This is a genomic window from Streptomyces sp. NPDC088910 (genome assembly GCF_044749865.1).
In the GTDB taxonomy this organism is placed as follows: domain Bacteria; phylum Actinomycetota; class Actinomycetes; order Streptomycetales; family Streptomycetaceae; genus Actinacidiphila.
The window spans coordinates 102,158-125,986 of the sequence record NZ_JBIVIV010000003.1 but is presented as its reverse complement, the minus strand read 5'-3'; the positions used below and the strand labels follow the sequence as shown (position 1 = coordinate 125,986).

The window sequence follows — 23,829 nt, the reverse complement described above, 5'->3', positions numbered from 1 at the left end:
GTGCCGGGTGCCGGGTGCCGGGTGCCGGGCCGCGGTCCCCGGAGGCTACGCGGCGAGCTTGGGGAGCACCTGCTCCGCGAGCAGCCGCAGGCTCCGCCAGCCCTCGTCGACGGGCATGCCCCCGCACAGCGGGTGCAGCACCAGGCTCGCCTGGTCACCGCCCGCCTCGGCGAGGGCGACGCACTGCGCCGGTGTGACGATCCGGTAGACGCCCTCCGCGCGCAGTTCCGCCACGCCCGACGCGGCCGAGCGGACCGCCGAGTGGATGTCGCCCGACTGCCAGGACGCGTAGGTACGCGCCTCGTGCAGCAGGTGCCCGCCGTACTCGGCCCAGGCCCGGTCCGGGTCCTCCGCGATGTGCAGCAGCGGCACGTCGGCAGGGGGCATCAGGCACCAGCCCTCCGTGCCGTACGCGGCCAGCCGCTCCTCGTAGTACGCCGCCAGCTCCGGCAGGTGCGCGCTGGGGAAGAACGGCAGGCCGAGCCGGGCCGCCCTGCGGGCCGCGGCCCGTGAGCTGCCGCCGATCAGCAGCGGCGGATGCGGCCGGGAGTACGGACGGGGCGTGACGCGTACGGTACGGCCGCGGTAGTCGAAGGGCTCGCCGGTCCAGGCCGCGATCAGCGTGTCGAGCACCTCGTCCTGGAGGGCGCCGCGCCGGTGCCAGTCCTGGCCGAAGGCCGCGTACTCCTCCGGGCGGTAGCCGATCCCGGCCACCGTGACCAGCCGCCCGCCGCTGACCAGGTCCAGTACGGCCAGGTCCTCCGCCAGCCGCAGCGGGTCGTGCAGCGGCCCGATCAGCGCGGACACCGTCACCGAGATCCGGCTGGTGGCGCCGAGCACGGCTCCCGCGAAGGCCAGCGGCGCCGAGAGCCAGTTGTTCTCCGCGCCGTGGTGCTCCTCGGTCTGCACGGTGGTGACGCCGTGCTCGTCGGCGTACCTGGCCATCTCCAGGGCCGCCCGGTACCGTGCGCCGAGTGCCTTCGGCTCGGCCCCCGGATCGATCAGATTCATGCGCACGACGGTCACGGTCATGGCGGACGGCCCCCTTCGCCGGATGCGGGCGACCGGAGATTAGCTGACGCAGCGTCAGATTCACAGGGCCGCGACGGTCCGGGGACGGCTGGGGCGGGCCGGGAAGGCCGCGGTCCGCCGCCCGCTCGCCGCCCGCTCGCCGCCCGCTCGCCGCTCGCTCGGCGCCCGCGCGCCGCCCGCGCGGCGCGGATACGGGCGCGGGTCCTGGGCGGGCGGGGGGTTTCCCGTACGGTTGACGTGCGCGTGTGCCTGACCGAGCCGTGACGCCTCGGTGGTCCCGAGCGTCGGTGGGCTAGCATGCACACGCCCTGACCTGGTGAAAGGCTCCGAAAGAAACCATGGAAATCGTCGTCCTTGCCGTAGTCATCGCCCTGGTCGTGATCCTCGGCGCCGGTGGACTGGTCGTCGGCAGCCGCCGCAAGAAGCGGCAGCTCCCGCCGACGCCGCCGAGCAGCCCGTCCGTCACCGCGCCTCCCGCGGAACCGCACGTCGGTGACGAGGCCGAGGCCCCGCGGGAGGAGCCCCGCAGGACCATCGAAGAGGTCGCCCTGCCCGGCGCGACCGCCGCGCCCGACGCGGTGGAGGAGGTGCAGGTCCCCCAGGCGCCGGTGCTCGAACAGCCGGAGCCCACGGCGGGACGCCTCGTCCGGCTGCGCTCACGCCTGTCGCGCTCGCAGAACTCGCTGGGCAAGGGCCTGCTCACGCTGCTCTCCCGCGAACGCCTCGACGAGGACACGTGGGAGGAGATCGAGGAGATCCTGCTCACCGCGGACGTCGGCGTCGCGCCCACCCAGGAACTGGTGGAGCGGCTGCGCACCCGCGTGCGGGTGCTCGGCACCCGGACCCCGGACGAGCTGCGCGGGCTGCTCCGCGAAGAGCTGATCACGCTCCTCGACCCGGAGCTGGACCGCACCCTGCACACCGAGAGCCACGAGACGTCCCCGGCCGTCCTGATGGTCGTCGGCGTCAACGGCACCGGCAAGACCACCACCACGGGCAAGCTCGCCCGCGTGCTGGTCGCCGACGGCCACAGCGTCGTGCTCGGCGCGGCCGACACCTTCCGCGCCGCCGCCGCCGACCAGCTCCAGACCTGGGGCGAGCGCGTCGGGGCGCGTACGGTACGCGGCCCCGAGGGCGGCGACCCCGCCTCCATCGCCTTCGACGCGGTCAAGGAAGGCATCGCCGAGGGCGCCGACGCGGTGCTCATCGACACCGCGGGCCGCCTGCACACCAAGACCGGCCTGATGGACGAGCTGGGCAAGGTCAAGCGCGTCGTGGAGAAGCACGGCCCGGTCGACGAGGTGCTGCTCGTCCTCGACGCCACCACCGGCCAGAACGGCCTCGTCCAGGCGCGCGTCTTCGCCGAGGTCGTCGACATCACCGGCATCGTCCTCACCAAGCTCGACGGCACCGCCAAGGGCGGCATCGTCGTCGCCGTCCAGCGGGAGCTGGGCGTCCCGGTCAAGCTCATCGGCCTCGGCGAGGGCGCCGACGACCTGGCCCCGTTCGAGCCGGGCGCCTTCGTGGACGCGCTCATCGGGGACTAGGGCCTGTCGTACGGCTGCGGTAAGGGGCGCTCACCCAGGTGGGCGTCCCTTACTCGTACCTGGTTGTGTACGGCAGGCGGCAGGCGGCGAGGAGCAAGCGGCAAGCGCCGAGCGGGACGGCAGGGCTCAGGCGAAGGCGCTGTCGCGGTGGCTGACGTACGCCAGAGTGCCGAGCAGGAGGCGGGCCTCGGGGGGCTGGGCGGCCGAGTCGAGGACCGGCTCGCGCAGCCAGCGGACCGGGCCGTGGCCGCCGAGGTCGGACGGGGGAGCCGTCACATGGTCGCCGGGGCCCAGGCAGCGCAGGTCGAGGCGCGCGTCGTCCCAGCCCATCCGGTAGAGCAGGTGCGGCAGCTCGGCGGCGGCGCCCGGCGCGACGAAGAACTGCGCGCGCCCCGTCGGCGTCAGCAGGACCGGACCGAGCCGCAGTCCCATCCGCTCCAGCCGTACCAGCGCCCGGCGCCCGGACGCCTCGGCCACGTCGAGCACGTCGAAGGTCCGCCCCGCGGGCAGCAGCACCGCGGCCCCCGGCACCTGTGACCAGGCATGGGCGGCCCGCTCAAGCGTGGTGCCCGCAGGGATCTCGTCGGCGAAGGGCAGCGGATGCGCGCCCGGCTCCTTGCAGTCGTCCGCGCCGCACGAGCACGAACCGCCGCCGCGCGAGGCCCGCGCGCCGGGCACCACGGCCCAGCCGCACAACCCCGTGTACTCCGCGACAGTGGTGCACACGGCGGCGCGCGTTCGCCGGCGCGCGCCGGGCCGAACCCCGGACCGCCCTCCGGTCCGCTGCTGCCGGATCTCCCGCATGCTGCCGATCGTGAACACCATGACACCTCCAACGGATCGCCGCGCCCGATGGTTACGCACCCGCCTGACCTCGTCCGACCGGCATGTGTCAAGTGAATCGCCTGTCGCCATAGTCGAGTTCATTCGAAGGGGTGGCGAATGGTGGCGTTTCCGCAACAACGGTCGCGGACGGGTGATCGTAGGATTACTTTCGGTTCGTAGGCCGACGAGGGCCGTCCGCACGCCTGCTCGGTTGTGCCGCAGGCATGCCTACGGCGGTGCGTGCGGTGTCGACAGGACTCAACCAGCCCTGGTATCCAAAGGGTTGAGCTAGTTCGGATGGGGGCTTGACCGTGGGCGGCACACAAGAGAAGCAGCCCAACGCGCAGTTGACCTCCTGGTTCGTGCGCAGCGGCTGGTCCAAGGGCGAGCTGGCCCGTCAGGTGAACCGCAGGGCACGCCAGTTGGGCGCCCACCACGTCAGCACCGACACCTCACGCGTGCGCCGCTGGCTCGACGGCGAGCAGCCCCGCGAGCCCATCCCGCGCATCCTGTCCGAGCTGTTCTCCGAGCGCTTCGGCTGCGTGGTGCCCGTCGAGGACCTGGGGCTGCGCTCCGCGCACCAGCCCGCCGCGGGCGGCGACGTCGACCTGCCGTGGGCGGGCCCGCAGACCGTCCAGTTGATCAACGAGTTCTCCCGCAGCGACCTGATGCTCGGCCGCCGCGGCTTCCTCGGCGCCTCGCTCGCGCTGTCCGCGGGCCCCGCGCTCATCGAGCCCATGCAGCGCTGGCTGGTGCCCACCGGCTCCGCCGCGGGCGGCCCGCAGGGCCCCACGGGGGCCGACGGCCCGCTGCTCACCGCGCCCCGCGACACCGCGGGACGCCCCTCGCGGCTGTCGGAACAGGAGTTGCAGCTCCTGGAGTCCACCACCGTGATGTTCCGCGAGTGGGACAATCAGTGCGGCGGCGGCCTGCGCCGCAAAGCCGTCGTCGGCCAGCTCCACGAGGTCACCGACCTGCTCCAGGAACCGCAGCCCGAGGCCGTGGCCCGCAGGCTGTACCGGATCACCGCCGACCTCGCCGCGCTCGCCGGATGGATGAGCTACGACGTCGGACTCCAGCCCACCGCCCAGAAGTACCTGGTCCTCGCGCTGCACGCGGCCAAGGAAGCGGGCGACCGGCCGCTCGGCGCCTTCATCCTGTCCTCGATGAGCCGTCAGATGATCCACCTGGACCGGCCGGACGACGCCCTGGAGCTCATCCACCTCGCGCAGTACGGCAGTCGGGATTCGGCCACCGCCACCACCCAGGCGATGCTGCACTCACTGGAGGCCCGCGCGTACGCCAACATGGGCCAGGTCAACAAGTGCCACCGCGCCGTCCGGATGGCCGAGGACACCTGGAGCGACTCCCGCCCGGCCGAGGACCCGTCCTGGATCAGCTTCTTCAACGAGGCCGAACTGAACGCGGAGAACGCGCACTCCTACCGCGACCTCGCCTACATCGCGGGCCGCAGCCCCACGTACGCCTCCCTCGCGCACCCCGTCATGGAGCGCGCCGTCGAGCTGTTCAGCGACGACCCGGTGCACCAACGCGCGTACGCGCTCAATCTGGTGGGCATGGCCACCGTGCACCTGCTCCAGCAGAACCCGGAGCAGGCCGCGCACTTCACCGAGCACGCCATCACCGTCGCCAAGCGGGTCCGCTCCGAGCGCGTCAACACCCGTATCCGCAAGACCACCCAGTCCGCGGTACGCGACTACGGCGATGTCGCCGAGGTCGTCGCGCTCTCCGACCGGCTCTCGGCGGAACTCCCGGAAGTCGCCGCGTCCGCGTGAACGTCACCGCGTCCGTACACGTCAACGCGCCCGCGTAAACGCCGCCGCGTCCGCTGTGGCGCGGCCCTCCGCGTAACGCGGCATTACTGTCACGCCTGTCCCGGCCGTCCCGTATACCGACGGGTATCCGACCGGCTTCCCCGACTCGTGGCCGGTCCGTATCCGCTTCGTATCCCATCCCACGTCACACGCGTATACAGCCTTCCGGTCACGTACGGCCGGTTCACCTTCACGTAACACGCGCGACTTCTTCGTCACGGCGCCGAAACACCGTGCGGCATCGTCGGAAACCCGCCTGAGCGAATCTCTTGGCGAAAACCGGCCCAACCCTTGCACCGCCCGCACGGGCCGTTCGGATGACGAGGAGACGCCGATGGCACCAGCCATCATCACGCTGGCCGCGGATGCGCCCAAGCTCGATACCGGAAGTACGGCGTTCATGCTGATCAGCGCCGCCCTAGTGATGGTGATGACCCCAGGTCTCGCCTTCTTCTACGGCGGCATGGTGCGCGTCAAGAGCGCCCTGAACATGTTGATGATGAGTTTTATCAGTCTGGGCATCATCACCATTCTCTGGACGCTGTACGGATTCAGTTTCGCCTTCGACAGCGGTAGCGGCTTCATGGGCGGCACCGACTGGCTGGGCATGCGCGGTATCGGTATCTCGGAGCTCTGGCCCGGATACGGCATCCCGGTCTATGTCTTCGCCGTCTTCCAGCTCATGTTCGCGATCATCACCCCGGCGCTGATCAGCGGCGCCCTCGCCGACCGCGTCAAGTTCACCGCCTGGGCGCTGTTCATCACCCTGTGGGCCACGGTCGTCTACTTCCCGGTCGCGCACTGGGTGTGGGCCTCCGACGGCTGGCTGTTCAAGAAGGGTGTCATCGACTTCGCCGGTGGTACCGCGGTGCACATCAACGCCGGCGCCGCGGCCCTCGGAGTCATCCTCGTGATCGGCAAGCGCAACGGGTTCAAGAAGGACCCGATGCGCCCGCACAGCCTCCCGCTGGTCATGCTCGGCTGCGGCCTGCTGTGGTTCGGCTGGTTCGGCTTCAACGCGGGCTCCTGGCTCGGCTCCGACGGCGTCGCCGCCGTGGCCTTCACCAACACCCAGGTCGCCACCGCCGCCGCGATGCTCGGCTGGCTGATCTACGAGCGGATCAGGCACGGCTCCTTCACTACCCTGGGCGCCGCGTCCGGCGCGGTCTCCGGTCTGGTCGCCATCACCCCGGCCTGCGGCTCGGTCTCCCCGCTCGGCGCCATCGCCGTCGGTCTGATCGCCGGTGTCGCCTGCGCCGCGGCCGTCGGCCTGAAGTACCGCTTCAACTACGACGACTCGCTCGACGTCGTCGGCGTCCACATGGTCGGCGGCATCGTCGGCTCCCTGCTCATCGGCTTCTTCGCCACCGGCGGCGTCGGCCAGACCGCCAAGGGCGTCTTCTACGGGGGCGGCTGGCACCAGCTCGGCCTCCAGTTCATCGGCGTCGGCGCGGTCCTCGGCTACTCCCTGGTGTGCGCCGCGATCCTCGCCAAGCTCATCGATGTCACCATGGGCTTCCGGGTCACCGACGACGAAGAGGTCACCGGCGTCGACCAGGTCCTGCACGCCGAGACCGCGTACGACTTCGCGGGTGTCGGCGGCCGGTCCTCCGTCCCCGTGCCCGGTGCGAACAGCGAGGCGGACGCCTCCAGCAAGAAGGTGGACGCGTGAAGCTCATCACCGCCGTCGTGAAGCCCCACCGGCTCGACGAGATCAAGGAAGCACTCCAGGCGTTCGGCGTCCACGGCCTCACGGTCACCGAGGCCAGCGGCTACGGTCGGCAGCGTGGACACACCGAGGTCTACCGGGGCGCGGAGTACACCGTCGACCTGGTGCCGAAGATCCGCATAGAGGTACTGGCGGAGGACGCGGACGCCGAACAGCTCATCGAAGTGATCGTGAAAGCGGCCAGAACCGGCAAGATCGGTGACGGCAAGGTGTGGAGTCTGCCGGTCGACACGGCCGTCAGGGTCCGCACCGGCGAGCGCGGCCCCGACGCGCTTTAGTGCCGTGACCGGCGGTGTTCGCCGGGAGGGGCATCAGGACCACACCATTGGCCCCCAGCGTGGAGAACGAGTGACCGACAGCGTCGAAGCGCAGGACAGCAGTTACGCGGCGGCCCGGCTGCGTCTCCTCAACGAGGAGGCGCGGTCCGGGCCGCCGCGCCGTGCGGCCCTGGCCGCCCTCACCGACCAGTGGCTCGCGCAGCTCGCCACCGAGGCCGCGGCGGCCACCGGCACCACGGGCTTCGCCCTGCTGGCCGTCGGCGGCTACGGGCGCGGCGAGCTGTCACCGCGCAGCGACCTCGACCTGGTGCTGCTGCACGACTCGCAGAAGACCGTCGCGGCCCTCGCCGACCGCATCTGGTACCCGGTCTGGGACCTCGGCCTGGCCCTGGACCACTCCGTACGCACCCCGGCGGAGGCCCGGCAGACCGCGGGGGAGGACCTCAAGGTCCAGCTCGGCCTGCTCGACGCCCGGCACATCGCGGGCGACTCCGCGCTCACCGCGGCCCTGCGCAGCAGCGTCCTGGCCGACTGGCGCAATCAGGCACCCAAGCGGCTGCCCGCGCTGCACGAGATGTGCCAGGAGCGCGCCGAACGCCAGGGCGAGCTGTCGTACCTGCTGGAACCCGACCTCAAGGAGGCCCGCGGCGGCCTGCGCGACGCCACCGCGCTGCGGGCCGTCGCCGCCTCCTGGCTCGCCGACGCGCCCCGCGAGGGCCTCGAAGAGGCCCGCACCACCCTGCTGGACGCCCGCGACGCCCTGCACCTGGCCACCGGCCGCGCCACCGACCGGCTCGCCCTCCAGGAGCAGGACCAGGTCGCCGACGCGCTCGGCCTGCTCGACGCCGACGCGCTGCTGCGCCAGGTCTACGAGGCCGCCCGGCGGATCGCGTACGCCTCCGACGTCACCTGGCGCGAGGTCGGCCGCGTCCTGCGCTCACGCCAGCAGCGCCCCCGCCGCCGCGGACTGCTCGGCCGCGGCCGTACGACCCCCGCCGCCGTCCACACCCCCGAACGCGTACCGCTGGCCGACGGCGTCGTGGAGCAGGAGGGCGAGGCCGTGCTGGCGCTGGCCGCCAGACCCGACCGCGACCCCGTACTGGCGCTGCGCGCCGCGGCGGCCGCGGCCCAGGCCGGGCTGCCGCTGTCGCTGCACGCCGTCCGCAGGCTCGCCGCGTCGGCCAAGCCGCTGCCCGTGCCGTGGCCGGGGGAGGCCCGCGAACAGCTCGTGACGCTGCTGGGCGCCGGTGAGTCCACCGTCCAGGTCTGGGAGGCGCTGGAGGCCGAAGGGCTGATCACCCGGCTCCTGCCCGACTGGGAGCGGGTCCGCTGCCGCCCGCAGCGCAACGCCGTGCACCGCTTCACCGTCGACCGGCACCTGGTGGAGACCGCCGTGCAGGCCGCCGAGCTGACCCGCCGCGTCGGCCGCCCCGACCTGCTGCTGACCGCCGCGCTGCTGCACGACATCGGCAAGGGCTGGCCCGGCGACCACAGCGAGGCGGGCGAGGTCATCGCCCGCGACGTCGCCACCCGGATCGGCTTCCACGAGGCCGACGTCGACACCCTCGCCCTGCTGGTCCGCCACCACCTGCTGCTCATCGACACCGCGACCCGCCGCGACCTCGACGACCCCGAGACCATCCGGTCGGTCGCCGAGACCGTACGGGACACCTCCACGCTGGAACTGCTCGCCGCCCTCACCGAGGCCGACGCGCTGGCCACCGGGCCCGCCGCCTGGAGCACCTGGCGGGCCTCGCTCCTGGCCGACCTGGTCGACCGGGTCGCCGGGGCCCTCGACAGCGGCGCGCTGCCGCAGGTCGCCGACCGCGAGCCCACCGCCGAGGAGGAACGCCTGGTCATCGAGGCCGCCCGCACCGGCGGCCCGGTGCTGGCGCTGCACGCCCACACCGAGCCCGAGGCCGAGGGCGACGCCCAGGACGAGGCGCTGGGCGTGGAACTCGTCCTCGCCGTCCCCGACCGGCCCGGCCTGGTCGCCCAGGCCGCGGGCGTCCTCGCCCTGCACCGGCTCACCGTCAGGGCCGCCGACCTGCGCGCCGTCGACCCCCTCGGCGAGGGCCCGATCGCGCTGCTGACCTGGCGGGTCTCCGCCGAGTACGGCGCGCTGCCCGAGGCCGCCAGGCTCCGCGCCGACCTCGCCCGCGCCGTCGAGGGCACCCTGGACATCGAGGCCAGGCTCGCCGAGCGGGAGGCCGCCTATCCGCGGCGGCGCGGCATCACCCCGCCGCCGCCCCGCGTCAGCGTCGCCCCCGGCGGCACCTCGCAGACCGCCACCGTCCTCGAAGTCCGCGCCCACGACGCCCCCGGCCTGCTGCACCGCATCGGCCTCGCCCTGACCGCCACCGCCGTCACCGTCCGCTCCGCGCGCATCTCCACCCTGGGCGCGAACGCGGTCGACGCCTTCTACGTCGTCGGCAAGGACGGCGAGCCGCTGCCGCCCGCCCGCGCGGCCGAGGTGGCCCGCCAGGTCGAGAAGGCGCTGCGGTGAGGGGGCGGTCGCGCGGCGGCGACAATGAATCCGGGGCGAACCGAACGGGGGTCGGCCAAGTACCCTTGAGGACGACCACCGCCCACCCCCGACGCGAGGATCCACGACCGACGTGTTCGATACCCTCTCCGACCGCCTTGCAGCAACCTTCAAAAACCTCCGGGGCAAAGGCCGTCTGTCCGAGGCGGATATCGATGCCACCGCGCGCGAGATCCGGATCGCGCTGCTCGAAGCCGACGTCGCCCTCCCCGCGGTGCGCTCCTTCATCGCGAACGTCAAGGAGCGCGCCCTGGGCGCGGAGGTCTCCAAGGCGCTCAATCCCGCGCAGCAGATCGTCAAGATCGTCAACGAGGAACTGGTCGGCATCCTCGGCGGCGAGACCCGCCGCCTGAGGTTCGCCAAGCAGCCGCCGACCGTGATCATGCTCGCGGGCCTCCAGGGCGCCGGTAAGACGACGCTCGCAGGAAAGCTCGGCAAGTGGCTCCAGGGCCAGGGACACACCCCGCTGCTGGTCGCCTGCGACCTCCAGCGCCCCAACGCCGTCAACCAGCTCAGCGTCGTCGCCGAGCGCGCGGGCGTCGCCGTCTACGCGCCCGAGCCGGGCAACGGGGTGGGCGACCCCGTCAAGGTCGCCGGGGACTCCATCGAGTTCGCGAAGACCCAGCAGTACGACATCGTCGTGATCGACACCGCGGGCCGCCTCGGTGTCGACGAGGAGCTGATGCGGCAGGCCGCGGACATCCGCGACGCCGTACGCCCCGACGAGATCCTCTTCGTCGTCGACGCGATGATCGGCCAGGACGCGGTCAACACCGCGGAGGCGTTCCGCGACGGCGTCGGCTTCGACGGCGTGGTGCTGTCCAAGCTGGACGGCGACGCCCGAGGCGGCGCCGCGCTGTCGATCGCGCACGTCACCGGCAAGCAGATCATGTTCGCGTCGAACGGCGAGAAGCTGGACGACTTCGACGCGTTCCACCCGGACCGGATGGCCTCCCGGATCCTGGGCATGGGCGACATGCTGTCGCTGATCGAGAAGGCCGAGCAGACCTTCAGCCAGGCCGAGGCCGAGAAGATGGCCGCCAAGCTGCAGAGCAGCAAGGGCGGCAAGGACTTCACGCTCGACGACTTCCTGGCCCAGATGGAGCAGGTCCGCAAGATGGGCTCCATCTCCAAGCTGCTCGGCATGCTGCCGGGCATGGGCCAGATCAAGGACCAGATCAACAATCTGGACGAGAAGGACGTCGACCGCACCGCCGCGATCATCAAGTCGATGACGCCTGGCGAGCGGCAGGACCCGCACATCATCAACGGCTCGCGCCGCGCCCGTATCGCCAAGGGCTCCGGCGTCGAGGTCAGCGCGGTCAAGGGCCTGGTGGAGCGGTTCTTCGAGGCGCGCAAGATGATGTCGCGGATGGCCCAGGGCGGCGGCATGCCCGGAATGCCGGGGATGCCGGGCATGGGCGGCGGTCCGGGGCGGCAGAAGAAGCAGCAGAAGCAGGCCAAGGGCAAGCGGCAGTCGGGCAACCCGATGAAGCGCAAGGCGGAGGCCGCGGCTGCCGCCGCCCGCCGCGAGCAGCAGGGCCAGGGGCAGGAGGGCGACAGCCCGTTCGGTCTGCCCCCGGGCGGCGAGAACTTCGAACTGCCCGACGAGTTCAAGAAGTTCATGGGCTGAGCCCGGCGACGGGACCCGGCGGCGTGCGCATCCCGCAGGCGCGCACGCCGTACGGGAGGCGATGATGGGCGCATGCGCGTTTCCATTCGAGAGCCCAGGCCCGCAGACGCCGAAGCCCACCGCGCGGCGGTGCTGCGCTCAGCGGAACACCTCAGACCGTGGAATCCGGTGGACCCGGACGGCTTCCACGAGCTGCTGCGGCAGCAGGGCGGCGAGCTGCGGACCTTCCTCATCTTCAACGACGAGGACGGCGGCCTGGTCGGCAAGTGCAATGTCGCCAACATCGTGCGGGCCCGCTTCCGCAACGCCGCGCTGGGCTACGACAGTTACCTGCCGTACAACGGCACCGGCCGGATGAGCGAGGGGCTGCGGCTGGTGGTGGACCGCTGCTTCACCAGCTATCCGAACGGGCTCGGGCTGCACCGCCTGGAGATCAACGTCCAGCCGGACAACAGCCGTTCGGTCGCGATGGCCAAGCGGCTCGGTTTCCGCCACGAGGGCTTCTCGCCGCGCATGCTCTTCATCAACGACGCGTGGCGCGACCACGAGCGGTTCGCGCTCACCGCCGAGGAGTGGCCGGGCCTGCCGTCCGACTGACGACCGGCCGCCGTACGCGTATCCGTATCCGCATACGTAGGGGTGCGGTCGCAGGGCCCGGCGCTCAGGCCAGCAGCCCGCGCAGCCCTCCGGCCCGTGCCAGCGCCTCCAGTTCGTCCAGCGCGCGGACGGCCCGCCCCGCGGCCTCGGGGTCGGTGCCCGGCAGGCCGCTCGCCGCGAACTCGTCCTCGTCCAGGCGCAGTACGGCCGTGCCGTCGGCGGATACCCACAGGTCGAGGTCCAGATCCTCGACGGTGAGGCCGTCGGCGGCCACGAGCGCGGGCCTGGCGATGTCGCAGTACCAGCCCTTGAGGCAGCCGCGCCCGTCGCGCACCTCCTTCACGGCGTACCAGCGGTCGCGCCAGTAGGTCTCGGTGAACACGTCGCCGGGCTCGAAGCGGACGAAGCCGAAGTCCCTGGCCGCGGGCGCCGCCCAGTCGGCGCGTACGGTCACGCGTACGCCGTCGTCGTGCAGCACGGTCGCGGGATAGCGGCGCTTCTCGCGGCCGGCCTTCGTCAGGCGGACGGTGGTCGGGGCGGCGGCCGGGAGCGGCGGGGGAGTGTCGGGCATGCCGCCGACCCTGTCCGACGCGCGGCGGGGCGGGCCACCGAATTTCCGCGGACCGCCTGGTTCTGCGCGAGCCACCGGATGCCAGCGGACCACCGGATTCCTACGGCCCCGCGAGGTTTCGGCGGGTGGGCCGGCCGGACCGCGTGCGCCGCTTCGTATACGACGCCGACGCGGGTTCGGACGCGGAACCGTTATCGGAGCGGGGCAAGATTTTACCTACGCCCGCCTACGCCCGCCTCCGCGCGGCCTGCCCGCCGGGCCGGTCTCCGCCGGGACCACCCGCGTCCGGCGTGCGGACGATCAGATACCGGAAGACGTTCTCCATCCGCACCGAGCCGTCCGGCCGGCGGTACGGGTGCAGCGCCTCGGCGATCTCCTTGTCGACCTGCTGCCGGTCGGTGGCCTCGACCGCCGCGTCGAAGAGCCCGGTGGAGAGCAGACCGCGCACCGCGCTCGGCAGATCCGGGTAGCCGAAGGGGCAGGACACCCGCCCCGAGCCGTCAGGGCGCAGCCCCGCGGCGAGCGCCAGATTCTCCAGGTCGTCCCGGCCGCTGAGCCGTACCTCCCGGGCGGCGGGCCCGCGCGGCTCCGCCAGCCGGGTCGCCACCCGCAGGACCCGCGAGGTCGCGCACCGCTCGGGCGGACCCCAGCCCGCCAGGACGATCGCGGTGTCGGGGTCCGCCGTGGCCGCGGCGGCGCACAGCGACGGCAGCAACTCGGCCGCGGGAGCCGCCGGGTCGAAGGCCGTGACCAGGTCGAAGCCGCCGGTGAGCCGGTGCGGAACACCCGCCGTCAGCCGCGTCCTGCCCCGGGCGCGCGCCGGTCCGCCCCAGGGATGCGCGGGAAGCAGCCGCTCGCGGGCCAGCGCCAGCCGCTGCTCGTCCGTCTCGAAGCCGGTGACGGCCGCGCCCCGGTCCGCCGCCAGCAGCAGCGCGAGCCCCGCGCCGCAGCCGAGGCCCAGTAACCGGGTGTCCGCGCCGACCTCCAGCCGGTCGTACACGCTCTCGTACAGCGGGACGAGCATCCGTTCCTGGATCTCCGCCCAGTCCCGCGCCCTGCTCTCCGCGTCGGACCTGGTTCCGCGATAGAGCGTAGAAGCCATCGACCGCCCCAATCAGATGTGCGCCGTCGTTTTGCCCCCGTGGTGCCGTACCTGCCGCTTGCGTCCCCGAAAGCCAGACAACTGCTGAATCCCGACGCCGTCCAGGGTCCGGAGTGCCCATTTTTGGAACTACCCGCCCAGGCGCCGCACCGGTCCCGGGGCCGACCGGACCGATTCACGCTCGGGGCGGGCGGGGCCGTAACATCTGCGTCATGGCAAAGGCTCCCGTTCTCACCCCCCAGGCGGACGATTTCCCGCGCTGGTACCAGGACCTGATCAGCAAGGCCGAGTTGGCCGACAACGGCCCGGTGCGCGGCACCATGGTCATCCGGCCTTACGGCTACGGCCTGTGGGAGCGGATGCAGCAGGACATGGACGCGCGGATCAAGGAAGCGGGCGCGCAGAACGCGTACTTCCCGCTCTTCATCCCGCAGTCGTACCTGACGCGCGAGGCCGAGCACGTCGAGGGCTTCGCGCCCGAGCTCGCGGTCGTGACGCACGCCGGCGGCAAGGAGCTGGAAGAGCCGATCGTCGTCCGGCCCACGTCCGAGACGATCATCAACGAGTACTTCTCCAAGTGGGTGCAGAGCTACCGCGACCTGCCGCTGCTGATCAACCAGTGGGCGAACGTGGTCCGTTGGGAGCTGCGCCCGCGGCTGTTCCTGCGCACCACCGAATTCCTCTGGCAGGAGGGCCACACCGCCCACGCCACGTACGAGGACGCGCGCGCCTACGCCGCCCGGATCCAGAAGGACGTCTACGCGGACTTCATGGAGAACGTGCTGGCGATGGACGTCGTCCTCGGCCGCAAGACCGCCAAGGAGCGGTTCGCGGGCGCGATCAACACCCTCACCCTGGAAGGGATGATGGGTGACGGCAAGGCGCTCCAGCTCGGCACCAGCCACGAACTGGGGCAGAACTTCGCCAAGGCGTTCCACACGCAGTACCTGTCGAAGGACGGCACGCAGGAGCACGTCTGGCAGACGTCCTGGGGCAGCACGACGCGGATGATCGGCGCCCTGGTGATGACGCACGGCGACGACAACGGGCTGCGGGTGCCGCCGAGGCTCGCGCAGACCCAGGTCGTGGTGCTGGCGATCAAGGGCGACGAGGCGGTCGTCGCCAAGGTGCGGGAGATCGGCGAGACGCTGCGCGCGGCCGGGCTGCGCGTGCACGTGGACGACCGCACCGACACCCCCTTCGGCCGCCGCGCGGTCGACTGGGAGCTGAAGGGCGTGCCCGTCCGCGTCGAGATCGGGCCGCGCGACCTGGAGGCGGGCACCGCGATGCTGGCCCGCCGGATTCCCGGCGGCAAGGAGCCGGTCGCGATCGACACCCTGGCCGACCTGCTGCCCAAGGTGCTCGAAGAGGACCAGGCGACGCTGCTGCGCGAGTCCCGCGAGCGCCGGACGTCCCGCACCGTGGACGTCACGACGATCGAGGAGGCCGCCGAGGCCGCCGCCACCGGCTGGGCCCGCATCCCCTGGGCCGACCTCGGTCCCGAGGGCGAGGCCAAGCTGGCTGAGCAGGGCGTTTCCGTACGCTGCCTGGTCGCGCCCGACGGTTCGGTGCCGGACGCCGACGACACCCCGGGCACGCTGGCGATCGTCGCGCGCGCCTACTGAGGCCGCTCGCGTCCGCTGACCGAAAAGCGGCGTGCGTTATATGTGAATCGTCCGTCGATGGGGCGGGTGCGCGGGTTCTCCACAGACCTGCACACCCGCCCTTCGTCATGCGCATCATCCGGAACTGACCGATCAGTGCAAATTATTTACGGTAGCCCGGTATCGGAACACCGGGAGCGCCCGGCTCGTTGTCACGGCGTGAGCACGACACCACCTGTTCTCGCCGCCGAGCTGGCAGTCGCCTGGGCCGATATTCAACGGCACCATCCCGAGCTGCCCGACCTGGCCGCGCCCGAGTCCCTGATCGGAGAGTCGTCGTCCGCCTGCGGCAACGAGCTCTCCTTCGAAAGGCTGCTGCACGAGGCCGTGCACGGGATCGCCGCTGCCCGCGGAATCCGTGACACCTCGCGTGCCGGCCGCTACCACAACCGCCGATTCCTGGCCATCGCCGACGAAATGGGCCTCGATCACGCGGAGGAGCCGCACCCGAGCAGCGGCTTCTCCCTCGTGGTGATGCGCCCGGACACCCGGAAGCGTTACCGGGTCACCATCGACCGGCTACAGCGCGCCCTCAAGGCGCACACCGTGGCCACCACCGCCGACACCGCACGCTCCTTCCGCGGGCCGGCCGCCAGGCACGGCTCGTCGGGCGGCGGGGTACGGGTCAAGGCCGTGTGCGACTGCGGGCGCAATGTCCGGGTCGTCCCGTCGGTGCTGGCCCAGGCGCCCATCATGTGCGGGGCCTGCGGGCAGCCGTTCCGGATCCCGGAGGTCGTCGGGGTCGGCTGAGTGTGGCAGAATGTCCAGTCGAGAACTCGACAGCCGTGCAGGAACCCTCTCTCCTTCGGCTGACGCGTCCACCGGGCGCGACGACTCCCACAACCCCACGTGGAAGTCCGCTGTGCCCAAACACGTCAATTCCAGGAGAACCCACTCCCGTGGCAGTCAAGATCAAGCTGAAGCGTCTGGGCAAGATCCGTTCGCCTCACTACCGCATCGTCGTCGCCGACTCCCGTACCCGCCGTGACGGCCGGGCCATCGAGGAGATCGGCCTGTACCACCCGGTGCAGAACCCCTCGCGCATCGAGGTCGACTCGGACCGCGCGCAGTACTGGCTCTCCGTCGGCGCTCAGCCGACCGAGCCCGTGCTCGCCATCCTGAAGCTCACCGGCGACTGGCAGAAGTACAAGGGCCTCGATGCCCCGGCACCGCTGCTCGTCGCCGAGCCGAAGGCCGACAAGCGCGCCCTCTTCGAGGCCGCCGCCAAGGACAGCGCGGACGAGCCCAAGGGTGAGGCGATCACCCCGAAGGCGAAGAAGTCCGAGAAGTCCGAGAAGAAGGCCGATGACACCGCCGAGGCTCCGGCCGCGGCCGAGTCGACCGAGGCCTGAGCATGCTCGAGGAGGCCCTTGAGCACCTCGTGAAGGGCATCGTCGACAATCCTGACGATGTGCACGTGGGTATGCGCACCCTGCGTCGCGGCAGCGTGCTCGAGGTCCGGGTGCACCCCGACGACCTCGGCAAGGTGATCGGCCGCAACGGCCGTACCGCCCGCGCGCTGCGTACCGTCGTGGGCGCCCTCGGCGGCCGTGGTGTCCGTGTCGACCTCGTCGACGTGGACCAGGTTCGCTGAGCGGGCCGACACAGAGAACACCGGCGCGGGCCGGGGGTGGCAGTCGCCGCTCCCGGCCCGCGCCGCGTTCGTACCCTTTTCATCCCTGTTCCGGAGTCGGAGAGTGAGCCGTACATGCAGTTGGTAGTCGGCAGGATCGGCCGCGCCCACGGCATCAAGGGTGAGGTCAGCGTCGAGGTGCGGACCGACGAGCCGGAGTTGCGGCTCGCGCCCGGAGCCGTCCTCGCCACCGACCCGGCCGCCACGGGCCCGCTGACCATCGCCACCGGACGCGTGCACAGCGGCCGGCTGATGCTGCGCTTCGAGGGCGTCGCCGACCGCACCGCCGCCGAAGCGCTGCGCAATACGCTGCTGATCGCCGAGGTCGACCCGGAGCAGACGCCGGAGGACCCCGAGGAGTTCTACGACCATCAGCTCATCGACCTCGACGTCGTGACGGTCGACGGGCGCGGGGTCGGCCGGATCGCCGAGATCAGCCATCTCCCGTACCAGGACCTGCTGATCGTCCGGCGGCCTGACGGCACCGAGGTGCTCATCCCGTTCGTCGGCGAGATCGTGCCGGAGATCGACCTGGAGGAGCAGCGCGCGGTGATCGACCCGCCGCCGGGGCTGCTGGACGAGGCCGACGCGGAAGTGGCGACGTCCGGCGAGGGCGCGGGCGGCGCCACGGATGACGGTGCCACTGATGCCGACGCCACGGATGACGGCGCCACGTCCGGCGACGACGCGGACGGCGTGTGACATGCGGATCGACGTCGTCACGATCTTCCCCGAGTACCTGGAGCCGCTGAACGTCTCGCTGGTCGGCAAGGCGCGGGCGAGCGGGCGGCTCGACGTGCGGGTGCACGACCTGCGCGGGTGGGCGTACGACCGGCACAACACGGTGGACGACACCCCGTACGGCGGCGGACCCGGCATGGTCATGAAGACCGGCCCCTGGGGCGAGGCGCTCGACCAGACCCTCGCCGACGGCTACGAGGCGGGCGCCCGCCGCCCCGCGCTCGTCGTCCCCACCCCCAGCGGCCGGCCCTTCAGCCAGGCGCTCGCCGTCGAACTCTCCGCCAGCCCCTGGCTGATCTTCACACCCGCCCGCTACGAGGGCATCGACACCCGCGTCACCGACGAGTACGCGACCCGGCTGCCGGTCCACGAGGTCTCCATCGGCGACTACGTGCTGGCCGGCGGCGAGGCGGCGGTCCTGGTGATCACCGAGGCGGTGGCCCGGCTGCTGCCCGGCGTCCTCGGCAACGCCGAGTCGCACCGCGACGACTCCTTCGCGCCGGGACCGATGGCCAATCTGCTGGAGGGCCCGGTCTACACCAAGCCGCCGCAGTGGCGCGGGCGCGGCATCCCCGACGTGCTGCTCAGCGGCCACCACGGCAAGGTCGCGCGCTGGCGGCGGGACGAGGCGCTGCGCCGTACCGTCGCCAACCGGCCCGACCTGGTGGAGCGTTGCGACCCCGCGGCCTTCGACAAGAAGGACCGCGAGATGCTCTCCATCCTCGGCTGGGGCCCCGGCCCCGACGGCCGATTTGGGCCCAGCCCGGAGGCCGTGGAAGAATGAGCCGCTGCTGTCCGTCCGGCGCGCGCCCCTGCCACAGGGGGAACGACGTCCGTCCGACGCGGTGGCACCCCATTTTTTGGCAAATCCGCATCGCGACATTCCGTCGATGACCTGTGGCATCGGCGAGGAAGCAGAATCTCATGCCCAACCTGATCGACAGCGTCAACAGCGCCTCGCTGCGCACCGACGTCCCGGCCTTCCGCCCCGGCGACACCGTCAACGTCCACGTGCGCGTCATCGAGGGCAACCGCTCCCGTGTGCAGCAGTTCAAGGGTGTTGTCATCCGCCGCCAGGGCGCGGGCATCAGCGAGACCTTCACGGTCCGCAAGGTCAGCTTCTCCGTCGGCGTCGAGCGCACGTTCCCCGTGCACACCCCGATCGTCGAGAAGATCGAGGTCGTCACCCGCGGTGACGTCCGTCGCGCGAAGCTGTACTACCTCCGTGAGCTGCGCGGCAAGGCCGCGAAGATCAAGGAGAAGCGCGACAACTGATCCATGGGAAGGCCGGATAAGCTCTGGCCTCGATGGACAGCGAAGCGACACTTCCGGAACGCGACCGTTCCTCTCCCGCCGACGAGGCGGATACGGAGGAGCGGTCGCGTTTCGTCGTGTCAGGACGCGATGCGGCGGGTCCCGGATCCCGGTCCCCGATGCGGGTCCTCGTGCGCGAGGCCGTGCCGCGCTGGTGGGCGGAGTGGCGGCGTACGGTGCTGCTCGCGGTCGGCTGCGTCGTCGCGCTGCTGCTGGTGAGCACGTATGTCGTGCAGCCCTTCCAAGTGCCCAGCGGCTCCATGGAGAACACGCTGCGGGTCGGCGACCGGGTGCTGGTCAACAAGCTGGCGTACCGTTTCGGCGGCCATCCGCGGCGCGGGGACGTGATCGTCTTCGACGGCGACGGATCGTTCACTCAGCAGGGTGGGACGGACTACGTGAAGCGCGTCATCGGCATCGGCGGCGACCGCGTCACCTGCTGCGACAAGCAGGGCAGGCTGCTGGTCAACGGCCGCCCGCTGGACGAGGGCTACCTCTTCCCCGGCGACGCGCCCTCGCGGGTACCTTTCGACATCGTGGTGCCGGACGGAAGGCTGTGGGTGATGGGCGACCACCGCGACGACTCCCGCGACTCACGGGACCACCTCGGGGAACCGGGCGGCGGCACCGTACCGCTCGGCAAGGTGATCGGCCGGGCCGAGTGGATCGGCTGGCCGTTCGGCCACTGGACCCGGCTCAACCGCCCCGCGACCTTCGCCGCCGTCCCCGCACCCGCCGCGGGTCACCATGGGTAACCGCGGGCGGCCCCGCTACGGCCACCACCGCGCCGCCCCGGTGACGGGCGCGGCGGGCTCCGGCGCGGGCGGCGCCCCGGGAAGCGGCACGGGCGACGGCGCGTACGGCGGACCGCCCGGCGGCGGCAGCACTCGTATCGAGCGCCGCAAACTGGCCCGCAAGGTCAAGCGCAAGCGCCGCCGCTCGCTCGCCAGGGAGGTGCCGCTGCTGGTCATGGTGGCCCTGCTGATCGCGCTGGTGCTCAAGACGTTCCTGCTCCAGGCGTTCGTCATCCCGTCCGGGTCGATGGAGCAGACCATCAAGATCGGCGACCGGGTGCTGGTCGACAAGCTCACCCCGTGGTTCGGCGCCGAGCCGCACCGCGGTGACGTCGTGGTCTTCAAGGACCCCGGCGGCTGGCTGCCGCCCGAGGAGCAGAAGAAGCCCGACCCCGTGGTGATCAAGCAGGTGAAGCAGTTCTTCACCTACATCGGCCTGCTGCCGTCCGCCGACGAGCAGGACCTGATCAAGCGGGTCATCGGCGTCGGCGGCGACACCGTGAAGTGCTGCGACGCCGACGGGCGCATCACCGTCAACGGCGTGCCCCTCAGTGAGCCGTATCTTTACGCCGGTAATCCACCCTCAATGATGAAATTCACCGTGCACGTACCCCAGGGCAGGCTCTGGGTGATGGGCGACCACCGGTCGGATTCGGCCGACTCGCGGTACCACACGGACAAGCCCGGAGGCGGCACGATTCCGCTGAATCTGGTGGTGGGAAGGGCCTTCGTCATCGCCTGGCCGTTCGGTCACTGGGAGCGACTGAAGGAACCCGGCACGTTCGCGTCCGTCCCCGACGCGCAGGTGGCGGCGACCGCGGCCACAGCCGGGACGGCTAGGGTGGCCCAGGCCAACAACGGCCAAGGAACGAGCCAGACACCGACTCCTGCGGAACTCCCGCTCGTTATGGGAGTGGCGGGCCTGCGCCGGAAACGGGGCAGGCGGCGGACTGGAGTGAGGAGTGGATGTGGGGGACCTGGTGGTCGGCGCACGGTCTGGATCCGGCGAGCCCGAAAAAGGGGATGTCACGGTGCCGTCTGTCGACAAGTCGGAGGCCGATGGCCGAGTCCCCGAGCCCGCGGACAGTACGGAGTACGGCGGCGGGCAGTACCCGGGCGGCGGGTCGTACCCCGGCAGCCACGCCGATGCGGGTCAGGTTCCCGGCCAGGCTCCGGAGGCCCCCGTGGGGCCGGCGGACGGCACGGACCCGCGGGACCCCGCGGCGGGCGGTCCCGCTGACCGCCCCCAGGGCCCCGGCGGCCCCGGGGACCCCGGCTCGGGTGACGAGCCGCCGTCCCACTCCTCGGGCGGCTCCGCGAGCAAGAACCGGTCGTTCTGGAAGGAACTGCCGCTCCTGATCGGCATCGCGCTGGTCCTGGCGCTGCTGATCAAGACCTTCCTGGTGCAGGCGTTCTCCATCCCGTCCGACTCCATGCAGCACACTCTGGAGCGCGGCGACCGCGTCCTGGTCGACAAGCTCACCCCCTGGTTCGGCTCCAAGCCGAGCCGCGGCGAGGTCGTCGTCTTCCACGACCCGGGCGGCTGGCTCGGCGAGAATCCGCCCGCCAGCGGCAACGCGGTGACCAGGGGCGTGCAAAAGGGCCTCAGCTTCATCGGCCTGATGCCGTCCGCCGAGGAGAAGGACCTGATCAAGCGGGTCATCGGCGTCGGCGGCGACACGGTCGAGTGCAACGGCACGGGACCGGTGAAGGTCAACGGCAAGGCGCTGGACGAGCCGTACGTCTTCGCGGGCAACACCCCCTGCACCCCCGACCGGCCGTTCAAGGTCACCGTGCCCAAGGGCCGGATCTGGGTCATGGGCGACCACCGCCAGGACTCCCTCGACTCCCGCTACCACATGACGCTGCCCGGCGGCGGCACCGTGTCCGACAACGAGGTCGTCGGCCGCGCCGTGACGGTGGCCTGGCCGGTCAACCGCTGGGACTGGCTCTCCATCCCCAGCACCTTCAGCCAGCCGGGCATCAACGCGGCGGGCACCGCGGGCCCGGCCGCGGTGGGCCTCCTCGGTGCCGCGCCGCTGGTGCTGATGCGCCGCCGCAAGCTGCTGCGCGCACAGCCGCCGGTCACTGCGGAGACGGAAGAGGACTGACGGACGTACCCGGCCCGCGGCGGCGGGCGCCCGATCGAGCACCGACGGGCGTCCGGGCCTACGGTCCGGGGCGTACCGCCGGGTAGGGTTCCGGTCCATGAGCAGCAGCAGTGCGATACGCAAGGGTGAGGGCCGGTTCGGACGTACGGTGTCCGGGCTGGCCATCGCTCTTGGCTGTGCCCTGTTCCTCGGCGGCTTCGCCTGGGGAGCGGTCGAGTACCGGCCGTACACAGTGCCCACCAATTCCATGCAGCCGACCGTGCAGCCGGGCGACCGGGTGCTGGCCCAGAAGGTCTCCGGCTCCGATGTGCGCCGCGGCGACGTGGTGGTCTTCCAGGACAAGCTCTGGGGCGACCTGCCCGAGGTCAAGCGGGTCGTCGGCGTCGGCGGCGACGTCGTCAAGTGCTGCGACACCCAGAGCCGCCTCACGGTGAACGGCACGGCGGTCGACGAAGAGGGCTATCTCGACGGCTCCGACGCCTCCGCCGCGCCCGGCGGCTCCGGCCTTCCCGGCGTTCCCGCCTCCGTGACGAAGTTCAGCACCACGGTGCCGCGCGGCTCGCTCTTCCTGCTCGGTGACAACCGCGCGGTCTCCCAGGACTCCCGTATCCGCCTCAGCGACGCCCAGCACGGCGCGGTCCCCGTGAGCGCCGTGAAGGGCCGCGTGGACGGCACGGTGTGGCCCATGGGGCGGATGGGGACGCTGTCGCCCACGACCGCCTTCAAGGCCGTGCCGGGCGGCGGTACGTCCGCCGAGGGGCCGCTGCGCTGGATCGTCGTCATGGTGGTCGTGGGCGCCGTGCTGATTCTCGGCGGCGCGGCGTACGGACCGGTGGCCGGGCTGCTGAGGCGGCGCAGGTGACCGTGGTGCGTCGGCGCGTCGCCCGTGTGGTGCTGCTCGACCCGGCGGACCGGATCCTGCTGCTGAACGGCGTCGATCCGGCCGATCCGGCGGTGGGCTCGTGGTTCACGCCGGGCGGCGGGGTCGAGGGCGGTGAGAGCCTGGAGGAGACGGCGCTGCGCGAGCTCGCCGAGGAGACCGGCATCACCGATGTACGGCTCGGCCCGGTGCTGTGGGAGCGGACCAGCTCCTTCAGCTTCGACGGGCGGCGCTGGGAGCAGGACGAGTGGTACCACCTGGGCCGTACCGACACCGTCGACGTCGACACCAGCGGCCAGACGGACCTGGAACGCAGAAGTGTCTCGTCGTTGCGCTGGTGGACCTGCGAGGAACTTTTGCGCACTCGTGAGACGGTGTACCCCATCAGACTCGCTGAGCTGCTGCGTACGCTGCTCGGCGAAGGCCCCCCGCAATCCCCGATCCCCCTGGGGACGGAGCGCGACTGACGCACAATGGGGGGCACGTACGGCTGAAGGGGAACATGCCATGAGCGCCGAGGACCTCGAAAAGTACGAGACCGAGATGGAGCTGAAGCTCTACCGGGAGTACCGCGATGTCGTTGGCCTGTTCAAGTACGTGATCGAGACCGAGCGGCGCTTCTACCTCACCAACGACTACGAGATGCAGGTGCACTCGGTCCAGGGTGAGGTCTTCTTCGAGGTCTCGATGGCCGATGCCTGGGTCTGGGACATGTACAGGCCCGCCCGCTTCGTCAAGCAGGTCCGCGTCCTCACGTTCAAGGACGTGAACATCGAGGAGCTGAACAAGGCGGATCTGGATCTGCCGTCGGACGAGTCGGGCTTCAATAGTTGAAGCTGAGGCCCTTTTTGAGGGGGCTTCGGGGGTGCCGGTGCGCTCTTGGTGGGGCGCGGGTCCGGGTGGTGGTGCGGGCCACGGTACGGGATCGCGGCGCGGGGTCGCGGCGCGGGCCCCCGGTGCATGGTCGCGGCGCGGGCTACGGTGCGGGACCGCGGTGG

The 23,829-nt window shown here is 71.6% G+C and carries 24 protein-coding genes; 20 read left to right on the top strand and 4 right to left on the bottom strand.

Annotation, left to right across the window (positions count from 1 at the left end):
• Positions 1-45: 45 nt before the first annotated feature.
• Positions 46-1,032 carry an LLM class flavin-dependent oxidoreductase gene (locus ACIP4Z_RS08920; RefSeq protein ID WP_188281234.1) on the bottom strand — a complete coding sequence of 329 codons (987 nt, stop codon included), beginning with the start codon at positions 1,030-1,032 and terminating at the stop codon, positions 46-48.
• A gap of 338 nt (positions 1,033-1,370) precedes the next feature.
• On the opposite strand from ACIP4Z_RS08920, the gene ftsY reads away from it, so the two are divergent.
• Positions 1,371-2,579 carry a signal recognition particle-docking protein FtsY gene (gene ftsY / locus ACIP4Z_RS08915; RefSeq protein WP_391050355.1) on the top strand — a complete coding sequence of 403 codons (1,209 nt, stop codon included), beginning with the start codon at positions 1,371-1,373 and terminating at the stop codon, positions 2,577-2,579.
• Positions 2,580-2,705: 126 nt separating this feature from the next.
• Here the strand turns inward: ftsY and ACIP4Z_RS08910 are convergent, their stop codons facing one another.
• Complete coding sequence (locus ACIP4Z_RS08910; protein WP_391050354.1) at positions 2,706-3,404, bottom strand: bifunctional DNA primase/polymerase; 699 nt, start codon at positions 3,402-3,404, stop codon at positions 2,706-2,708.
• A 311-nt stretch (positions 3,405-3,715) separates the two neighbouring features.
• Between ACIP4Z_RS08910 and ACIP4Z_RS08905 the strand changes: the two genes are divergently transcribed.
• From ACIP4Z_RS08905 to ACIP4Z_RS08880, 6 genes are all read left to right on the top strand, one after another.
• Positions 3,716-5,200 carry a hypothetical protein gene (locus ACIP4Z_RS08905; protein WP_401306134.1) on the top strand — a complete coding sequence of 495 codons (1,485 nt, stop codon included), beginning with the start codon at positions 3,716-3,718 and terminating at the stop codon, positions 5,198-5,200.
• 373 nt (positions 5,201-5,573) lie between these two features.
• Complete coding sequence (locus ACIP4Z_RS08900; RefSeq protein ID WP_391050352.1) at positions 5,574-6,911, top strand: ammonium transporter; 1,338 nt, start codon at positions 5,574-5,576, stop codon at positions 6,909-6,911.
• Complete coding sequence (locus tag ACIP4Z_RS08895) at positions 6,908-7,246, top strand: P-II family nitrogen regulator (protein ID WP_355346362.1); 339 nt, start codon at positions 6,908-6,910, stop codon at positions 7,244-7,246. The genes ACIP4Z_RS08900 and ACIP4Z_RS08895 overlap by 4 nt, the downstream gene beginning before the upstream one ends.
• Positions 7,247-7,316: 70 nt before the next feature.
• The gene (locus ACIP4Z_RS08890) at positions 7,317-9,752 is read left to right on the top strand and encodes a [protein-PII] uridylyltransferase (protein ID WP_391161456.1); all 2,436 of its coding nucleotides are present in this window, start codon (positions 7,317-7,319) and stop codon (positions 9,750-9,752) included.
• 112 nt (positions 9,753-9,864) lie between these two features.
• Positions 9,865-11,424, top strand: coding sequence for a signal recognition particle protein (gene ffh / locus ACIP4Z_RS08885; protein WP_391050350.1), 1,560 nt, complete (start codon positions 9,865-9,867; stop codon positions 11,422-11,424).
• Positions 11,425-11,496: 72 nt separating this feature from the next.
• Positions 11,497-12,021 carry a GNAT family protein gene (locus ACIP4Z_RS08880; protein ID WP_355346371.1) on the top strand — a complete coding sequence of 175 codons (525 nt, stop codon included), beginning with the start codon at positions 11,497-11,499 and terminating at the stop codon, positions 12,019-12,021.
• Between the two features lie 64 nt (positions 12,022-12,085).
• Here ACIP4Z_RS08880 and ACIP4Z_RS08875 read toward each other — a convergent pair whose 3' ends face one another.
• Complete coding sequence (locus tag ACIP4Z_RS08875; RefSeq protein WP_391050349.1) at positions 12,086-12,592, bottom strand: DUF402 domain-containing protein; 507 nt, start codon at positions 12,590-12,592, stop codon at positions 12,086-12,088.
• Between the two features lie 226 nt (positions 12,593-12,818).
• Complete coding sequence (locus ACIP4Z_RS08870; protein ID WP_401306130.1) at positions 12,819-13,694, bottom strand: SAM-dependent methyltransferase; 876 nt, start codon at positions 13,692-13,694, stop codon at positions 12,819-12,821.
• Between the two features lie 212 nt (positions 13,695-13,906).
• Between ACIP4Z_RS08870 and proS the strand changes: the two genes are divergently transcribed.
• From proS to ACIP4Z_RS08805, 13 genes are all read left to right on the top strand, one after another.
• Positions 13,907-15,319: a proline--tRNA ligase gene (gene proS, locus ACIP4Z_RS08865; protein WP_355346380.1), complete on the top strand. Its 1,413-nt coding sequence runs from the start codon at positions 13,907-13,909 to the stop codon at positions 15,317-15,319.
• A 198-nt stretch (positions 15,320-15,517) separates the two neighbouring features.
• Positions 15,518-16,108 carry a hypothetical protein gene (locus ACIP4Z_RS08860; protein ID WP_188281222.1) on the top strand — a complete coding sequence of 197 codons (591 nt, stop codon included), beginning with the start codon at positions 15,518-15,520 and terminating at the stop codon, positions 16,106-16,108.
• Between the two features lie 149 nt (positions 16,109-16,257).
• Positions 16,258-16,710, top strand: coding sequence for a 30S ribosomal protein S16 (gene rpsP, locus ACIP4Z_RS08855; protein ID WP_355346383.1), 453 nt, complete (start codon positions 16,258-16,260; stop codon positions 16,708-16,710).
• 2 nt (positions 16,711-16,712) lie between these two features.
• Positions 16,713-16,952 (top strand): RNA-binding protein, encoded by a 240-nt coding sequence (locus ACIP4Z_RS08850; protein WP_355346386.1) that lies wholly within the window; start codon positions 16,713-16,715, stop codon positions 16,950-16,952.
• A 114-nt stretch (positions 16,953-17,066) separates the two neighbouring features.
• Entirely contained in the window at positions 17,067-17,693 is a 627-nt protein-coding gene (rimM, locus tag ACIP4Z_RS08845; RefSeq protein ID WP_401306127.1) for a ribosome maturation factor RimM, read from the top strand.
• A gap of 1 nt (position 17,694) precedes the next feature.
• Positions 17,695-18,516, top strand: a complete 822-nt coding sequence (gene trmD / locus ACIP4Z_RS08840) for a tRNA (guanosine(37)-N1)-methyltransferase TrmD (RefSeq protein WP_355346392.1) — start codon at positions 17,695-17,697, stop codon at positions 18,514-18,516.
• Between the two features lie 140 nt (positions 18,517-18,656).
• The gene (gene rplS, locus ACIP4Z_RS08835; RefSeq protein ID WP_093716565.1) at positions 18,657-19,007 is read left to right on the top strand and encodes a 50S ribosomal protein L19; all 351 of its coding nucleotides are present in this window, start codon (positions 18,657-18,659) and stop codon (positions 19,005-19,007) included.
• 32 nt (positions 19,008-19,039) lie between these two features.
• Complete coding sequence (gene lepB, locus ACIP4Z_RS08830) at positions 19,040-19,801, top strand: signal peptidase I (protein WP_355346395.1); 762 nt, start codon at positions 19,040-19,042, stop codon at positions 19,799-19,801.
• Complete coding sequence (lepB, locus tag ACIP4Z_RS08825; RefSeq protein WP_355346398.1) at positions 19,794-21,080, top strand: signal peptidase I; 1,287 nt, start codon at positions 19,794-19,796, stop codon at positions 21,078-21,080. The genes lepB (ACIP4Z_RS08830) and lepB (ACIP4Z_RS08825) overlap by 8 nt, the downstream gene beginning before the upstream one ends.
• Positions 21,025-21,951 (top strand): signal peptidase I, encoded by a 927-nt coding sequence (gene lepB, locus ACIP4Z_RS08820; protein ID WP_401306124.1) that lies wholly within the window; start codon positions 21,025-21,027, stop codon positions 21,949-21,951. The genes lepB (ACIP4Z_RS08825) and lepB (ACIP4Z_RS08820) overlap by 56 nt, the downstream gene beginning before the upstream one ends.
• A 97-nt stretch (positions 21,952-22,048) precedes the next feature.
• Positions 22,049-22,813: a signal peptidase I gene (gene lepB / locus ACIP4Z_RS08815; protein ID WP_355346404.1), complete on the top strand. Its 765-nt coding sequence runs from the start codon at positions 22,049-22,051 to the stop codon at positions 22,811-22,813.
• Positions 22,814-22,818: 5 nt separating this feature from the next.
• Positions 22,819-23,298 (top strand): NUDIX hydrolase, encoded by a 480-nt coding sequence (locus ACIP4Z_RS08810; protein WP_355346595.1) that lies wholly within the window; start codon positions 22,819-22,821, stop codon positions 23,296-23,298.
• A gap of 40 nt (positions 23,299-23,338) precedes the next feature.
• Positions 23,339-23,665, top strand: a complete 327-nt coding sequence (locus ACIP4Z_RS08805) for a DUF2469 domain-containing protein (protein WP_188281213.1) — start codon at positions 23,339-23,341, stop codon at positions 23,663-23,665.
• Positions 23,666-23,829 lie beyond the last annotated feature (164 nt).

What these genes read in the sequence shown, in the direction of transcription:
- rplS (WP_093716565.1), top strand. Translation starts at nt 18,657, where the DNA reads ATGCCCAACCTGATCGACAGCGTCAACAGCGCCTCGCTGCGCACCGAC.
- ACIP4Z_RS08870 (WP_401306130.1), bottom strand. Translation starts at nt 13,694, where the DNA reads ATGGCTTCTACGCTCTATCGCGGAACCAGGTCCGACGCGGAGAGCAGG.
- ACIP4Z_RS08920 (WP_188281234.1), bottom strand. Translation starts at nt 1,032, where the DNA reads ATGACCGTGACCGTCGTGCGCATGAATCTGATCGATCCGGGGGCCGAG.
- ACIP4Z_RS08850 (WP_355346386.1), top strand. Translation starts at nt 16,713, where the DNA reads ATGCTCGAGGAGGCCCTTGAGCACCTCGTGAAGGGCATCGTCGACAAT.
- ACIP4Z_RS08805 (WP_188281213.1), top strand. Translation starts at nt 23,339, where the DNA reads ATGAGCGCCGAGGACCTCGAAAAGTACGAGACCGAGATGGAGCTGAAG.
- lepB (WP_355346395.1), top strand. Translation starts at nt 19,040, where the DNA reads ATGGACAGCGAAGCGACACTTCCGGAACGCGACCGTTCCTCTCCCGCC.
- ACIP4Z_RS08910 (WP_391050354.1), bottom strand. Translation starts at nt 3,404, where the DNA reads ATGGTGTTCACGATCGGCAGCATGCGGGAGATCCGGCAGCAGCGGACC.
- lepB (WP_355346404.1), top strand. Translation starts at nt 22,049, where the DNA reads ATGAGCAGCAGCAGTGCGATACGCAAGGGTGAGGGCCGGTTCGGACGT.
- ftsY (WP_391050355.1), top strand. Translation starts at nt 1,371, where the DNA reads ATGGAAATCGTCGTCCTTGCCGTAGTCATCGCCCTGGTCGTGATCCTC.
- lepB (WP_355346398.1), top strand. Translation starts at nt 19,794, where the DNA reads ATGGGTAACCGCGGGCGGCCCCGCTACGGCCACCACCGCGCCGCCCCG.
- rimM (WP_401306127.1), top strand. Translation starts at nt 17,067, where the DNA reads ATGCAGTTGGTAGTCGGCAGGATCGGCCGCGCCCACGGCATCAAGGGT.
- ACIP4Z_RS08875 (WP_391050349.1), bottom strand. Translation starts at nt 12,592, where the DNA reads ATGCCCGACACTCCCCCGCCGCTCCCGGCCGCCGCCCCGACCACCGTC.
- ACIP4Z_RS08900 (WP_391050352.1), top strand. Translation starts at nt 5,574, where the DNA reads ATGGCACCAGCCATCATCACGCTGGCCGCGGATGCGCCCAAGCTCGAT.
- proS (WP_355346380.1), top strand. Translation starts at nt 13,907, where the DNA reads ATGGCAAAGGCTCCCGTTCTCACCCCCCAGGCGGACGATTTCCCGCGC.
- trmD (WP_355346392.1), top strand. Translation starts at nt 17,695, where the DNA reads ATGCGGATCGACGTCGTCACGATCTTCCCCGAGTACCTGGAGCCGCTG.
- ACIP4Z_RS08880 (WP_355346371.1), top strand. Translation starts at nt 11,497, where the DNA reads ATGCGCGTTTCCATTCGAGAGCCCAGGCCCGCAGACGCCGAAGCCCAC.